This window comes from Pandoraea terrigena, from assembly GCF_902459705.1.
Lineage (GTDB): Bacteria > Pseudomonadota > Gammaproteobacteria > Burkholderiales > Burkholderiaceae > Pandoraea > Pandoraea terrigena.
The window spans coordinates 43,713-55,612 of record NZ_CABPRU010000015.1 but is presented as its reverse complement, the minus strand read 5'-3'; the positions used below and the strand labels follow the sequence as shown (position 1 = coordinate 55,612).

The 11,900-nt window shown below is 62.2% G+C and carries 16 protein-coding genes; all 16 read right to left on the bottom strand.

Annotation, left to right across the window (positions count from 1 at the left end):
* The 16 genes from PTE31013_RS22280 to PTE31013_RS22210 all read right to left on the bottom strand — a co-directional run bounded on the left by PTE31013_RS22280 (position 1) and on the right by PTE31013_RS22210 (position 11,879).
* The gene (locus PTE31013_RS22280) at positions 1 to 2,661 is read right to left on the bottom strand and encodes a phage tail tape measure protein (RefSeq protein ID WP_150614829.1); all 2,661 of its coding nucleotides are present in this window, start codon (positions 2,659 to 2,661) and stop codon (positions 1 to 3) included.
* Positions 2,658 to 2,735, bottom strand: coding sequence for a GpE family phage tail protein (locus PTE31013_RS25405; protein ID WP_425495589.1), 78 nt, complete (start codon positions 2,733 to 2,735; stop codon positions 2,658 to 2,660). Before PTE31013_RS25405 ends, PTE31013_RS22280 begins: the two co-directional genes overlap by 4 nt.
* Before the next feature lie 23 nt (positions 2,736 to 2,758).
* Positions 2,759 to 3,076: a phage tail assembly protein gene (locus tag PTE31013_RS22270; protein ID WP_150614828.1), complete on the bottom strand. Its 318-nt coding sequence runs from the start codon at positions 3,074 to 3,076 to the stop codon at positions 2,759 to 2,761.
* A 60-nt stretch (positions 3,077 to 3,136) separates the two neighbouring features.
* On the bottom strand, positions 3,137 to 3,649 hold the full coding sequence (locus PTE31013_RS22265) for a phage major tail tube protein (RefSeq protein ID WP_150614827.1): 513 nt from the start codon (positions 3,647 to 3,649) through the stop codon (positions 3,137 to 3,139).
* A 24-nt stretch (positions 3,650 to 3,673) separates the two neighbouring features.
* Positions 3,674 to 4,852, bottom strand: coding sequence for a phage tail sheath protein (locus PTE31013_RS22260; protein ID WP_150614826.1), 1,179 nt, complete (start codon positions 4,850 to 4,852; stop codon positions 3,674 to 3,676).
* A 124-nt stretch (positions 4,853 to 4,976) separates the two neighbouring features.
* Positions 4,977 to 5,738 carry a DNA-methyltransferase gene (locus PTE31013_RS22255; RefSeq protein ID WP_150614825.1) on the bottom strand — a complete coding sequence of 254 codons (762 nt, stop codon included), beginning with the start codon at positions 5,736 to 5,738 and terminating at the stop codon, positions 4,977 to 4,979.
* Positions 5,707 to 5,898, bottom strand: a complete 192-nt coding sequence (locus tag PTE31013_RS22250; protein WP_150614824.1) for a Com family DNA-binding transcriptional regulator — start codon at positions 5,896 to 5,898, stop codon at positions 5,707 to 5,709. Before PTE31013_RS22250 ends, PTE31013_RS22255 begins: the two co-directional genes overlap by 32 nt.
* Positions 5,899 to 6,050: 152 nt before the next feature.
* Positions 6,051 to 6,215 (bottom strand): hypothetical protein, encoded by a 165-nt coding sequence (locus tag PTE31013_RS24945; protein WP_174978677.1) that lies wholly within the window; start codon positions 6,213 to 6,215, stop codon positions 6,051 to 6,053.
* Between the two features lie 2 nt (positions 6,216 to 6,217).
* Positions 6,218 to 7,834, bottom strand: coding sequence for a phage tail protein (locus tag PTE31013_RS22245; protein ID WP_150614823.1), 1,617 nt, complete (start codon positions 7,832 to 7,834; stop codon positions 6,218 to 6,220).
* The gene (locus PTE31013_RS22240; RefSeq protein ID WP_150614822.1) at positions 7,831 to 8,445 is read right to left on the bottom strand and encodes a phage tail protein I; all 615 of its coding nucleotides are present in this window, start codon (positions 8,443 to 8,445) and stop codon (positions 7,831 to 7,833) included. The genes PTE31013_RS22245 and PTE31013_RS22240 overlap by 4 nt, the downstream gene beginning before the upstream one ends.
* On the bottom strand, positions 8,442 to 9,398 hold the full coding sequence (locus PTE31013_RS22235) for a baseplate J/gp47 family protein (protein ID WP_150614821.1): 957 nt from the start codon (positions 9,396 to 9,398) through the stop codon (positions 8,442 to 8,444). Before PTE31013_RS22235 ends, PTE31013_RS22240 begins: the two co-directional genes overlap by 4 nt.
* Complete coding sequence (locus PTE31013_RS22230; protein WP_150614820.1) at positions 9,395 to 9,766, bottom strand: GPW/gp25 family protein; 372 nt, start codon at positions 9,764 to 9,766, stop codon at positions 9,395 to 9,397. The genes PTE31013_RS22235 and PTE31013_RS22230 overlap by 4 nt, the downstream gene beginning before the upstream one ends.
* A complete protein-coding gene (locus PTE31013_RS22225) occupies positions 9,763 to 10,398 on the bottom strand; it encodes a phage baseplate assembly protein V (RefSeq protein WP_150614819.1) in 636 nt (211 codons plus the stop codon). Before PTE31013_RS22225 ends, PTE31013_RS22230 begins: the two co-directional genes overlap by 4 nt.
* Positions 10,399 to 10,468: 70 nt before the next feature.
* Positions 10,469 to 10,918 (bottom strand): phage virion morphogenesis protein, encoded by a 450-nt coding sequence (locus PTE31013_RS22220; RefSeq protein ID WP_150614818.1) that lies wholly within the window; start codon positions 10,916 to 10,918, stop codon positions 10,469 to 10,471.
* Positions 10,918 to 11,370 carry a phage tail protein gene (locus PTE31013_RS22215; protein ID WP_150614817.1) on the bottom strand — a complete coding sequence of 151 codons (453 nt, stop codon included), beginning with the start codon at positions 11,368 to 11,370 and terminating at the stop codon, positions 10,918 to 10,920. Before PTE31013_RS22215 ends, PTE31013_RS22220 begins: the two co-directional genes overlap by 1 nt.
* Positions 11,367 to 11,879, bottom strand: coding sequence for a hypothetical protein (locus tag PTE31013_RS22210; protein WP_150614816.1), 513 nt, complete (start codon positions 11,877 to 11,879; stop codon positions 11,367 to 11,369). The genes PTE31013_RS22215 and PTE31013_RS22210 overlap by 4 nt, the downstream gene beginning before the upstream one ends.
* Positions 11,880 to 11,900 lie beyond the last annotated feature (21 nt).

Here is an 11,900-nt window from a genome sequence, read left to right as displayed (position 1 = left end):
TCAGTCTGGATCGGTGAAGCGTGAGCGTGCGCGGGCCGCATCCTTGCGCTGGATCTCCTGCAGCTTGCGCTCGAGCAACTGCACGAGCTGCGCTTCGCTCATGCCGGGCGCGGCGTGCAAGTGGATCTCGTAGGTGTTTCCGCCGGCGGCCGGTGCCGGAGCAACCGACGCCGAGATGGGCGGGCGCGTGTCGAAGACGTTGCCAGCCATTGCCGGATTACCGGCAGCGATCGCAAGTCCCGCACCGGCACTGGCAATGTGCTTTGCTACCTGCTGGACTGCCGACAGCGGGCCATCTGTGCCGTTGACTATGCCCTGCTCGAGGCCGGCCATCGTGAAGCCGCCCAGCTCGGCGAATACCCGGCTGGGAGAGTGAATGCCAAGCTTGTCCTTGAACCATGAAATGGTTCGCTCGCCCAGCCCCATGACGGCATCCTTGACCGCAGACGTGGCCGACGTGATGCCGTTGACCAGCCCTTGCACGATGTTGGCGCCGAACTCACTGAACTTGCCGGGCAGCGCCACGCCGAACCAGCTCATGACCGCCGCGAATGCCTGGTAGAACAGTCCCAATGGTGACCAGTTGAGAATCAGCGCAGAGATGCCGCTTAGGCCGCCGCTGAAGGCGCTCTTGATGTCCGTCCACAGCGCCGCTAAGAAGCCGCGCACGGCGTCCCAATGGGTGTAGATCAGGTAGGCGGCCACAGCGATGGCGGCCACAGCGAGCAGGATCGGGTTGGCGAGCAAGGCGCGACCTACCCACAGGAGTGAGGTGCCGACGAACCGGATGGATGCGCCCAGCGCACGCATGACGCCGGCGAGAATGCCACCCTGGATGCCTGCGGCCTGCATCATGAAACGCATGACTGCCAAGGGGCCGAGCATGGCCGCGATTGCCAGCATGGCGGGGCCGATGAGCAGCAGCGCACCGGCGACGCCCGCGATGACAACCATGAGAACCTTGGCAACGGTCGTGTGATTCTCCAGAAAGCCGGTCAGGCCCTTGACGACCGTCGACAGCGTTTCCACGCCGTTGGCATACATGGGCAGCACACGGTCGCCCATCTCGAGCCACATGTCGTGAATTCGCGACTGCAGTTCGAGTTCCTTGCCGGTCGCGCTGTCTTTCGCGAGCGTGTCGAGCGTGTTGATGTCTGCGGCGCCCCGGTTGAGCTTCTCGTTCTTGCGGATCTGGTCGCGCTGCAGGTACATCTGCGAGAAGAGGTTGGACGCCGTGCGGTTCGAGAAGATGCTGCCGATGGCGTCTAGCACCTGTTGCTTCTCCGTGATGCCCTTGGAGGCGAGCTGCGGCAATAGCACTTTCTCCAACCACTCGAACTGGTTTTCGCGGAACAGATCGGAACCTTTCAGGGCGCCAGGGTTGATGTGGGCAAGCTGGCCGGCCTTGTCGGGCGTCACCTTGGAGCGGTCGCCGATCAGGCCCAGCGCATCGAGGTTCTGCGCGGCGCGCTTCGTGGTGCGGCCCTGGTACAGACCGGAATATGCGCTCATGAGCGCCGTGCCCACGCGATTGCCGCTCATCTCCTGTACCAGCGGTTCGAGCTGGTAGTAGAAGGCGTCAGAGTTCATGCTCTTGGCAGCCAGGCCGCCGGTCTTGATGAGGTTGAGCCACTCTTCTGGTCCCACGCGTCCGCCGGTCGCCGTGAGCACCTTCTGCACCATGTTGGCCTGCTTGGAGAATTCGGCTTCGCTTGCCAGGCCACCGCGCATTTCGATGACCTTGAGCATGTCCATGAACTTCTTGTCGTTCTCTTCGCCTTTCTCCGCACCGTACAGCGCCTTGTTGGCGAACTTCATCTTCGCCAGCATGGGCGTGACCATCTCGGCGTGGTGAGCGTCGGCGAACACGGTCAGCGCGTCACGCATGAGTTCCGTGTTCTCGGTGCGGCTGGTGCCGTACGTCTTCATCTGCCGCGCGAAGCCAATCGCCTCCTTTGTCTCCTTGTCGCTCAGACCGAGGGCGCGCACGCGCAGCATCTCGTTGGCCATCTTCTTCGATTCGTGCAAGCCGCTCTTGACCGGCATGCCGAGCACGGCTCCGCCGGCGGTCGCGCCGACGCCTGCACCCGCCATTGCGCCGGCAGTCGAGCGCAGCTTGTCGCGGCGCTCACGCGCCACGCCCATGCGCTCCTCCTGACGCTGCAACTGCGCCAGACGCTCACGCTGAGTGACCATTGCGGCGTTGGCCGACGCGATGTCACCGCGCAGGGCACGCTCATGCGAGCCAAGGTTACGCGTGCTGACACCGGCGGCCGAGAGGCGATCGCGTAGCGTCTGCAACTGCTGTGTTTGCTGCTGGTGCTGATTCTTCAGATCGCGAGACGACGCGACGGCCGCATTGAACTCGCGCGTCATAGCGCGCGTCGGCTTCTCCGTTTCCTGAATGCGGCGGGCGAGCTGCTGGACGCGGTCTTCTGCAGCGCGCATTGCCGTGCTGGTACTGCGCAGGCCGCTGTGCAGCTCGCGAAACTCGCCGACTTGCTTTTGCGTCTTCTCGAGTTCCTTGAGCCGGTCGCGGGTCTCCTTCAGCCCACGCGCCATCTCCTTGTTGGTGCCGAGAATCTTGCGCGTCGGCCCGGTGATCTGGTCGATGGTCTTCCAGAGCACCTCCAGTTGCAGCTTGCGCCCTGAGTCGCTCATTCGTCGTTTGCTCCGCTACGTACTCGGGCGCGCTCGCGCCACTTCACCAGGTCAGAGAGGCTCCAGTCGTCCATTGCTGACGGCTGGAAATGGAAGATCACTGCAACGTCGGCGAAGGCGTCGTCGACGTCTCCTGGTATGCATCCGGCTTCGCGGACTTCGGCGTCAAAAAACCGGTCACCTTCATCCCGATCTGCGTGAGATCCGCGATGTCCATGCGGGCGACGTCGGCTTCGGTGAGCGTGGGAGTGGTGATACGCGGCAGCACCTTGATGAGAGCCGACACGTCCATCTGCGCCAGGTCAACGAGGTTCACGCCGCGCAGCTCGCCGGCGCCAGGTTTACGAATCTCCACCGATGCGATCTCGGTATTGCCTTGCTTGATGGGGGTGTCGAGGGTGATGGCTTCTTTCATGGTGGTGCTCCTGAATTGGGTAGGGCGAAGAAGGGGCCGGCGCACTGCCGGCCGTAGGGGTTACAAGCCGAGGGCCTTGCGTTGCTCGGCGAGGCGGTCGACGCCGTTCACCATCTCGATAAAGTTCACGAGATCGATCTCGACCACGACCTGGCCGTTGACGGAGTACTTGAAGTAAGTGACCGACATGGTCGGCTTGAACTCGCTCTTCTCTCCGCCTTTCGCCGAGCCGGGGTCGATCTCCTTGTAGCGGCCGCGCAGGACGACCTCGATTGCGTCGCCGGCGCCTTCGCTGTCGTCGTCTTCGATGTAACCAGCGAAGCGCAGCATGACGCCGTCGATCTTGGAAATACCCCACTGCTCGTACACCTGGCGCATCGGCCCAGCGTAGGTCTGCGTGGATTCCATCTTCTCCATGCCCAGGTCCACTTCGACCTCGCCATTCATGCCGCCAGCGCGGATTGCTTCGACCTTGCGGGCGAGCTTCGGAACGGTGAATTCCGTGCACTTGCCCATCCAGTTCTCGCCGTTGTGGAAGACGTTGAAGTTCTTGAGAATTTTCGCCAATGCCATTTTTGTGTCCTCGAGATGGGGCGATTAGGCCGCTTGGGCAACCTTGGCCGCGAAGTCGACCAGGTAGCGGTCGGTGATGCGCTGACGGAACTGGAGGTTCTCCAGCGGGGGAACGGGTGTGTAGTCGTAGTCGATGTACAACTGACCGTCCTTGAGCGTGTCCTTGGTGTTGACGGTATCGTCGAACCAGGCACTGCCGCCGAGCAGATAACCGGCCTTGACCATCGAGCGCATCTTCGCGTTCACGCCGTTGATAATGTCGACGGCGAGCGTCGGGTTAAGCGGACCGTCTACTGTCCAGAAGTGCGCCTCGGCCATCGTGTCGGCAAGAATCTGCGCGGTGCGGGTGTAGTTTTCGAACGCGAAGAGCTTGTCGGCCGAGCAGGTGCGCGAGCCCCAAAAGCGAAAGCCCTGGTGATTGATGAGCGTGGTGACGTCGTGGCTGTTCAGATAGCCGGCGTCCGTCGACGGGTCTTGCAAGTCCCAGAACACGTCTTTCGAGATGCCGGTCACGCCGTTCACCGGGACGTTGGACAGGGTCTTGTGCCAGCCGGTCTCGTTGTCGATCTTGGCGCGCATACCAAGCGCGCGCGCGACGGCATAGGCTGCGGCTTCGTTGTTGGCCGTCGTGTCCCAGCTCACGAAGTCTGGCCAGATCAACATCGTTTCGCGGGCACCGAAATTCTCGCGGTACGCGACCACGTCTTCTTTCGTGGCGCACTGCCAGGCCGCCGCGTACTGGAATGCGCGCAGCTTCTGAGCAATGCTGGTCAGCTCGCTCGACACGGCCAGGCTGTCGAAGCCGGGGACCCCGAGAATACGGGGTTGCACGCCAACCTTGTTTTTTGCCGAAAGCAGCGCCTTCATGCCGGTGTATTTGCCGTCAGGCGTCGTGCCGCCGATGATGGCACTCACGGTCTCTTCCGGGGTCTTGCCCTCGGCCACGCGCACGATGATGGTGGCGCAGTTGGCCTGGTCGGCGATGGCATCGAGCGACGCGGCTAGCGTGCCCTTGGTGCCGGCCTTACCGAGTGCGGTTTGCACGTTGGTTTTCAGTACCGGCACGTTGAGCGGATATTCGGTCGCGTCGGCATCTTCCGCGGTGCAGACCATGCCGATGACGGCCGTTTCAATGGTACGGATGGGACGCGTGCCGTCGTTCAACTCGAGCACGCGTACGCCGTGGTGGTAATCGGTGGGCATTCAGATCCTCCGGAGGTGTTGGAAAGCCTGCCGGTAGGATCACTCGCGCTCGCGCGAGACACACGCGTGGGGTGTTGTGCTGTGTCCGGCCACAACACAACACGACACCCCTTGCAATTTCGCGTCAGATTTCGTTGCTTTCGGCTGGGATGTGCAAACGCAGTCGAGTCTCAGCAATGTCCGCATAGGCCGGTTCCAGTTCGCAGCCAATCCAGAGATGTCCCGCGTCGCTTGCCGCTTTCAGGAACGTGCCACTGCCCGCGAACGGGTCTAGTACGGTGGAGCCGGGAGGAACGAGCCGGACGACCTGGCGGGCCAATTCGTCGGGCTTCTGCGTGAGGTGCTGTTTCGGACGGGGGACGCGCTCATTGAAGACGCCAGGCAAAAAGGTGCTGGAATCCTTGGGCAAACTGCCGCGCGATGCCCAGACCATATATTCGGCTTGTGCCGAGAAGCCACCACGACGAGGGCGCGCACACCCTGGCGTCTTGTCCCACACAGCCACGCCGTGCCAGATGAAGCCGGCGCCCTGGACGGCGTCGGTCAGACTCGGCAGTTGGCGCCAGTCGACAAAGCACACCAGATACCCGCCGGGCTTGGTGACGCGGAACGCTTCGGCCAGCCAGGTCATGCACCAGAACGTCCATGAACGCTGGTCCTTATTGTCGTGAGAGAAGTCCGGGTAGGTGCCGGCTGAGCTGTTGATGTACTTCTCGCTGGGCGGGCGTGCCCGCGAGCTGCTGTGCAGCCCGCCGGACGAGTAGGGGGGATCGGTGAAGACCAGGTCGATGGACTGGTCGGGCAGCCGACGGACGACGCTTAAGGCATCCTCGCGGAAGATGCGGTTCTGAAAATCAGCCACGCGCTGGGGGGCTTTGTTGCTCATGTGAGAGTTTCCTCATATCCGACGCTCGGTGGCGCGCTGGTATGGGGCTCTCGGCCCTCAGAAAGTTGAGTGTGCCGCAACGGGCACATTTGATGGAGAGGCGCACGTACTCGCCTTCTCCGAGCTTACGGTTGCACGAACCGCAGCGGATTTCCTGCATGTTTTTAGCCTTGCACTATGGTAAGGTTACGCGGCCTGTCGACAGGTGGCGCGGCCTTGCCAAACTTGCAGGCATGCTCTGCGAGGGCGGGACGTGTCTGGTGTTAGCGCACCAGGCACGTCGCCGCGTCTTTTCTCTCAATCGACGAGCCTTTACAGGTCGGCGAGCTGCGAATCCTTCGGCGCTTCTTGGGGGATGTTCCCTTGGGAGATCCACCGTTTGTACGCCTCGTAATCGATGTTTCCATCGGCCATCGGAATCGTTGCACCGTCGGAGATGCGCGTAACGAATCCCTCGGTAATGTAGAGTCGGTACATGGTCAAAGCCTTGCTGATAATAGGATGTCGTTCGAATTTGTGGCCCGCGCCTCGCCTTGCGTCACGGTCCCACTCATCGAATATCTGATGCCGCGCCGAGAACCTGAGATCTGCACCGGTGTGCTCGCCTGCACCAAGGACCAAGAAATCGCTGAGGCAGTGGGCATCACTCGCATGTCGACAGGAAAATCGCAGCCGAACGTCCCCGTCGGTGCCCCTGCTGAGCCTGCCCAACCGTATCCATAGAGCATGTTCATTGGGATGAGGCAGGCATAGCGCTGACATGCGGCCATTTCGATGTGAATGGGTCTGCGTTCTACTGGCGTAGCAACGGTCCCTTCTTCAAGTTGCCACTCGGTCCACCAGAAGTTTTTAGCCGTTACAGCACCGCATGTGACCTGTACCTCGATCTCCAGGCCTTTGGCGCAATCGCCTAGTGCAACGCCGTCTTGCCAGGGGGTGAGTTGTACGGCGACGCCAGAAGCAACCGACACGACTTGACTCGTCGCGATGAGCGTAATCTCCGTGAAATCATCGGCCGTGTTGGTCGGCTTGCGAAGTGACACGGTGTAGTTGGCAGGTGAGCCGATGTCGTGGCGCACAGCGATCTGGAATGCCGCCGTCACGTTCTTGAGTTTGAGTGCCTCGGCGGCTTCCATACGGTAGCGCCAGGAGAGGACACCAGCACCTGTCAGCGTGCAGCCCGCAAGTTTGACGGCGTGGCCGGTTCGGCCCACTGGCGACACGGTGTCTTGGATCAGTGTTCCGGCCGTGATCGCGCCGCCCGATGCCCATGCGGCGATCATCTCAACCGGGCCGTATTGCGGAGTGCTCGAAAGCGCGGGCACGGTAGTCTGGATCGCTACCTGCGCGGCGCTGTTGATGAGGCGATTACGCCACGAGGAAGCGCCGGTCGTTCCCGTCACCGCCTGGAGCTGGCCGAGAGGAACAGCGCTCGTGTCGTCTTCGGCGCGCTTTACCGAAAATGGTGTGTCTTTGTCCCCGGTGACCTTGGCAAACCGGGCGTCGCTCTCGGCCTTCTTGTAGGCGTCCTCGATGCCGTACCCGGCCAGCGACTTGGCCTTCTTCGCGTATTGCGGGTGTGGATCGTCCGCGTCGTTGTGCGCCTTCATCGCAGCAGTGACGGACTTGTCTGCATATTCGCGTGTTGCGAGTATCAAACTCGGGTCGATCTTCAGCTCGACGGTAACGCCGCTCGCGTTGATGATGACCATCCGCACGGATTGCGTCTTGCCTGAGCCTTCGGCCAACAGGGGCTTGTAGGTCGGTGGCGCATTGCACACGTAGCAGAGATCGCCGTCTTCGTCGTAGAGTCCCATTTCACGAATCCACTTGCCGCCCTCGTTCTCGGGGATGACCTGCTCAGCGATGAGCTGAGACGGGTTTTTGGGGTCGACCTCGAGGGTGTTGAGCGCTGCGCGACGCCACTCGCCGAGCAGGGCTTTCTGACTCGGCTTCGGCGTGGGCACGGGTGCGTTATCGCCACCACCGTCACCAATGGCGAGCGCGGTGTATCGGCGGGGAAGCCCGAGGGCCTTTGCGTTGGCGTCTTTGATGTTTCCCAGATCGGTGGGAGTGGTGAAGTAGGTCGCGCTCATGGGTAGACGGTCAGGGTTTCAACGAAGTGGAGTGCGGCGCCGATGTAGGCCGGTCCGCCGACGGTGACGGTTTCCGGGGTGTACGGATAGACCGTGAGTTCTTCGCCGTAGTAGGTGGCGGCGCCGGTGTATTGGGGGCCTCGAATCTCGAGGCTAATGTTCAATCCCGTGAGGTGCCGGCTGGCGGGCTTCACGTCATCGATAACGCGCACCAGCTCGTTGAACATCTCGTCGGTGATGCCGGTGTCGAGCACTCCGATGCGCAGGTGAAACGTGCCACGCCGCCCGACGGGCTTTTCTTGCCACCATTCGATGACTTCGATGAGGTAGCCCAACGGCTCGACGGCGCGGCGCAGGGCGGTGATGGTGCCCTTGCGCTTATGTAGCCAGAAGCTCTTACGGATGACGTCGCGCTTGGTCGACTCCGACCAGGCGTCGTCCCAAGGGTCAACGGACACTGTCCACGCCAGGATGGGCAGCAAGGCGACCGGGCAGGTGCGCAGGTTCCACAGGTCGCGCAGCGGCACCGGCACGCGCTCGATGTCGGCGAGCGCGACCGCTACCGCGCGCTCGAGCACGGTGGCGTTGGGGGGGAGCAGTGAATTCTTCATTGTGCTGCCACGAGTTCCGATGTGACCGAGCCCAGCAGCGTGCCGTCTTCCTGGTTCAACCGCAGCGTGATCCGCGTGCAGATGGCAGCCTCTTCCTTGCTGCGGGCGATGTTGGCGGGTGGCGAGACGATTTCGACGTTATCGACGCCTTCAACCCCCAACGCCGCGTCGATCTTCGCGCGATAGATGCTCTGGCCCAGGCGGCGCCGCGCCTTTGCATACGCCTTTGCGTTGTCCATTGCGGCGGGGAGCAGTAGGGACTTTTCCGGGCTGGAGTCTGGGACGATCAAATCCGCGTCGATCTCATACAGGACGACTTTCGCGGCTTGCACCGTAACGCGGTCGCCGACAGGGCGTATATCCTCGTCACTGAGTTTTGCTCGGATGGCGGCCAGCGCTTCCTCGGGAACGGTGCCGTTGTCGGCTGCGCCAAGCGCCGTAATCAGGATGTCGCAGGGGTCAGGGCTGACGCAGGACGCGTCGGCCACGCGGCCGTCAGCGGAGCGCGAATGGAACTCATACGCCTTCGTCGGCCCAGCGATCGACAGACCTTCATAAGCGTTTTGCGCGCGCTCGAGCAGCGCGTCGTCGTCTTCCATTACTGCTTCGACAGGCGGATTGGCGTCGGGATCTGCCGGAACAATGGTCAGTCGCTCAACTTCGAAGAAGGCGACCAAGTTGTCCAGGTCTTTGCCCTTTGCGTAGGGCAGCATGATGGCCACGGCCGCTTCGTTCACGCGCTGGCGCCACCCTGTTTCTCGATAGCTATTTTCCTGCAGCTGCTTGGTCAGCATTTCAGACTCGAGCTCAAGCGTCGCGGCCACGGCTGCACGCATGTCTTCGGGCAGCAGTTCGAGCAGGCTGACCTTTCGAGCAGTAAGGATCGTCTCGAAGTCGAGCGGCTCGACAACGTCTGGTGCGGGCAGTTTCGAGAAATCGACAAGTGCACTCATGCGGCACCTCGGCCCAAAGCCACGCTTGCGGACACCGGCGACGAGTCCCGTCCGCCGTCGATGCGATCCGCCTCGAAATCCACGATGCTCTTACCAATGTCCTCGCCAGTGCCCACGTTGAACGTCAGACGCGTGAGTGACAGGCGCGGCTCCCAGCGCGTAATCGCCAGGACACACGCGGCTTGAATCAGCATGCGGGTGTAGTCATTGCTCGGCTGGTCGATCAGCTCGGGCACAAGGGAGCCGTACTCGCGGCGCATGACGCGCGTGCCGACGGGCGTCGTCAGGATGTCCGACACGGATTGCTTGATGTGCTCCAGGTCGCTCACATTCGAGCCGTCGACTTTGTTTATGCCGAGGTAGTTCATTTGTTCGGGCCGTCCGTGTTTTCGCCGCCTCGTTGGACGCCGCCGTGATCGTGGTCATCCACGACGACGCCGTTCGATGACAGCTTGCCGCCTTCGTGCGTGATGTCTCCCTTGATGACGGTCTTACCGCCTTCGCCACTCCGGCCCGACATGCCGCCGTTGTAGGTCAACAACTTCTCGACGGTCAGCGTCCCGCCCACATGTACGTCGCCAGTGAAATTGGCCTTTGGGAAGTCGACGGTCGCCGATTCGCTGCCTTCCACGTTCGCCGTCTTGAGGCCCGTGGCGCTGAGAGCACCGGTGGCATGGTTGTAAAAGACGCGCGCGCCGTCCGGGAAGTCGATCACGAACTCGTCGGGGTTGTCGGACGGGGAGGGAATGGCATCTGACGGTAATCCGCGCAGCACGATGCCGTTGCCCAAATCTCCGCTCGGCGCGAACACAGTCACCTGCTCGTCCAAGGAAAGCGGCGACCAGATGCGCACCTTTCCGGCGGCGGGCTGAATACACGGGAGCCAATCGGTCACGCGTTGCCCAATGAGCACCCGCACGCGCAGCGGGCGATAGGTAATCTCGGCCACGGTGCCCGTGGCGATCAGAGTAGCGATGAGTCGGTTGTGGTCGGCATCCATGAGAGCAGGATGCCGCGCGCGCGGGAGACGGTCACGCCGTTGCTGTTGTGGCGTTCGCGCTTACAACACGTTACCGGGCGACGTGCTTGATGATGAGATCCGCGACAGTCTCCTGGTCACGGTCGGTGATGCCGAGCAGTTCGCGGGCCTCATATTTCACGGTCGGGCCGTTGCGCTCGACGCGGTCGCGCAAACCGAAGTGATGCACGCGAGCGATGCGCTGCACTTGCCCGGTGAATGCCACAACGGCGCTGTCGGCCGTCGCGTCGATCTTGAGGTATCGAGTCGTGCGCAACTTGGAAAACATCTTCCGGCGTATGCGGCCGGCCTTTCCCCGCATTTGCGGCTTGCGCGGCTCGTAAGGCGTGCCATCGGGGTTCGTCTGGGCAGAAATGCGCGCTTGTTGTTCGCGCCGCAGCTCACCGGCGATCTGCCTGGCGAGCACGCGGCGCCCGGAAGGGCTGAGAGAATTGAGCAGTCCTACCGCCCACGCATCCAGTTCGCGAATGTCTCCTGCCATCAGTCGGCCCCGAGGAATGCGCGGATTTCGTCACTGAGCATAGGCTCCTGACGATATGCGGCCACGGGCTTTCCCTCGACATACTGCACGTCGACAGCCTCGGTGAGTTGGATCTCGATGGAGACGTCGGCCGTGCCCGTCTTAAGGACGTCGACTTCGAACTTGATGCCATCGCGCTGCCGGTCGGGGTTCGCGAGCAGATCGGGCTGCCAGTCTCGCGCCCAGGCAATGATGGGGATGATGAGGGTGGTCGAATCCTCCGGGTAATCGGTGACGATGAGATTGAGCGTGTATCGATAGCGGAACGAGCCGCCCTTAGAACCAATCCGGCCTTTCTCGCTGCTAGCCTCGATTCGACCGTGGTCAACAAAGACGTGCAGGCGGTCGGGATTCTGCTGCAGGTAGGCGTTGTTTTCGACCAGGGCAGCGCGTAGCGCGTTGGGCTTCATCATGGCGCGGTACTCCCGTCCGGTTCGATGGTCACGTATGGGCTTCGGCGCAGTTTGTCTCGCAGGGCGTCGAAGCGGGCGGCGAGTTCGTGGCAGGCGGTGTAATTGTCGGCGACAGTTTCGGCGACGGCAGAGAGCGCAACGCCGGAGGGTCGCGCATCAGTATCGCTGGGATCGTCAGGTGTGGCGTTGGCTGCGGCTGCATCGTGCAGGCGCACAAAGCCAGCAGGAACGGTGCAAGCGGCATCAGCTTCGTCAGTGACATAGACGGGGACCTTCTTGATGATGGTGTCGCCCTTGACGCGGATCTCCCGCACTCGGTCGACGTACTGCGTAATCACGACAGGGTTTTCGCGCGCGTCGTTCAGATCGGCCGCGAGCTGTTTCGCTTCCTTCTCGGCCTTGTCTGCGCGCTGCTCGGCCGCGTCGAGGCGGAATTGCTGGAACGCGAACAGCAATGCGATGCCGGCGAGCGCAAGGAGCACGCTGACGATCTTCTCGAGTGGCGTCATTTCAGGAACTCGCCGGTCTGA

Coding starts and splice junctions, on each gene's coding strand:
- PTE31013_RS22280 (WP_150614829.1), bottom strand. CDS start 2,661: ATGAGCGACTCAGGGCGCAAGCTGCAACTGGAGGTGCTCTGGAAGACC.
- PTE31013_RS25405 (WP_425495589.1), bottom strand. CDS start 2,735: ATGGACGACTGGAGCCTCTCTGACCTGGTGAAGTGGCGCGAGCGCGCC.
- PTE31013_RS22270 (WP_150614828.1), bottom strand. CDS start 3,076: ATGAAAGAAGCCATCACCCTCGACACCCCCATCAAGCAAGGCAATACC.
- PTE31013_RS22265 (WP_150614827.1), bottom strand. CDS start 3,649: ATGGCATTGGCGAAAATTCTCAAGAACTTCAACGTCTTCCACAACGGC.
- PTE31013_RS22260 (WP_150614826.1), bottom strand. CDS start 4,852: ATGCCCACCGATTACCACCACGGCGTACGCGTGCTCGAGTTGAACGAC.
- PTE31013_RS22255 (WP_150614825.1), bottom strand. CDS start 5,738: ATGAGCAACAAAGCCCCCCAGCGCGTGGCTGATTTTCAGAACCGCATC.
- PTE31013_RS22250 (WP_150614824.1), bottom strand. CDS start 5,898: ATGCAGGAAATCCGCTGCGGTTCGTGCAACCGTAAGCTCGGAGAAGGC.
- PTE31013_RS24945 (WP_174978677.1), bottom strand. CDS start 6,215: ATGTACCGACTCTACATTACCGAGGGATTCGTTACGCGCATCTCCGAC.
- PTE31013_RS22245 (WP_150614823.1), bottom strand. CDS start 7,834: ATGAGCGCGACCTACTTCACCACTCCCACCGATCTGGGAAACATCAAA.
- PTE31013_RS22240 (WP_150614822.1), bottom strand. CDS start 8,445: ATGAAGAATTCACTGCTCCCCCCCAACGCCACCGTGCTCGAGCGCGCG.
- PTE31013_RS22235 (WP_150614821.1), bottom strand. CDS start 9,398: ATGAGTGCACTTGTCGATTTCTCGAAACTGCCCGCACCAGACGTTGTC.
- PTE31013_RS22230 (WP_150614820.1), bottom strand. CDS start 9,766: ATGAACTACCTCGGCATAAACAAAGTCGACGGCTCGAATGTGAGCGAC.
- PTE31013_RS22225 (WP_150614819.1), bottom strand. CDS start 10,398: ATGGATGCCGACCACAACCGACTCATCGCTACTCTGATCGCCACGGGC.
- PTE31013_RS22220 (WP_150614818.1), bottom strand. CDS start 10,918: ATGGCAGGAGACATTCGCGAACTGGATGCGTGGGCGGTAGGACTGCTC.
- PTE31013_RS22215 (WP_150614817.1), bottom strand. CDS start 11,370: ATGATGAAGCCCAACGCGCTACGCGCTGCCCTGGTCGAAAACAACGCC.
- PTE31013_RS22210 (WP_150614816.1), bottom strand. CDS start 11,879: ATGACGCCACTCGAGAAGATCGTCAGCGTGCTCCTTGCGCTCGCCGGC.